Consider the following 825-nt stretch of genomic DNA (forward strand, 5'->3'; position numbering starts at 1 on the left):
CTCGCTCATCTTCTCGAGCTCGGCCTCGGTGACGAGACCCGACGAGAGCGCCTTGGCCTTGATCTTCTCGGTGTTGAGGCCGCGGCCGTTGTCGGCGATGCAGATGATGATGTGGCCGCCCTCGTGATAGGCGGACAGGCGAATGGTGCCCTGCTCGCCCTTGCCGCTGGCGAGGCGCTCGGCGGGGGTCTCGAGGCCATGATCGGCGGAGTTGCGCACCATGTGGGTGAGCGGGTCCTTGATCAAATCGAGCACCTGGCGGTCGAGCTCGGTGTCGGCGCCGTGCATCTCCAGCTCGATCTGCTTGCCGAGCTCGCTGGAGAGATCGCGGACGATGCGGGGCAGCTTCTGCCAGGCATTGCCGATCGGCTGCATGCGCGTCTTCATGACGCCTTCCTGCAGCTCGGCGGTGACGTTGGACAGGCGCTGCAGCGGCACCTTGAACTCGGTGTCCTCGTTGCGGCGGGAGATCTCCAGCAGCTGGTTGCGGGTCAGCACCAGCTCGGAGACCATGGTCATCAGGTGCTCCAGCGTATCCACGTTGACGCGGATCGACTGGTTGGCGATGCTGCCGCCCTCGCTCGCCGTCTCGTCGGCCATCGACTTCTTCGGCGCGGCCTTCTCCCTGGCGGCAGGCTTTGCGGCCTCCTTCGCGACTTCCTTGGCAATTTCCTTGGTGGCCGGCGCTTCAACAGCGGGCTCGGCCTTGGCAACCGGCGCAGGCACCGGCGCTTCGATCGCGGTCTCGCGGAAGGCGCGCTCGAGCTCGTCGAGCGAGACTTCGCCCGGACGCAACGGGCGCTCCAGGGTCTGCTCGATCAGCGC

At 66.7% G+C, this 825-nt stretch carries 1 protein-coding gene; it reads right to left on the minus strand.

The annotated features are described in order from the left end of the window. Nucleotides 1-825 (minus strand): chemotaxis protein CheA (locus XH87_RS08400; protein WP_442868245.1); only part of this gene is annotated, 825 nt, incomplete at both ends.

Source organism: Bradyrhizobium sp. CCBAU 53415 (assembly GCF_028128735.1).
Lineage (GTDB): Bacteria > Pseudomonadota > Alphaproteobacteria > Rhizobiales > Xanthobacteraceae > Bradyrhizobium.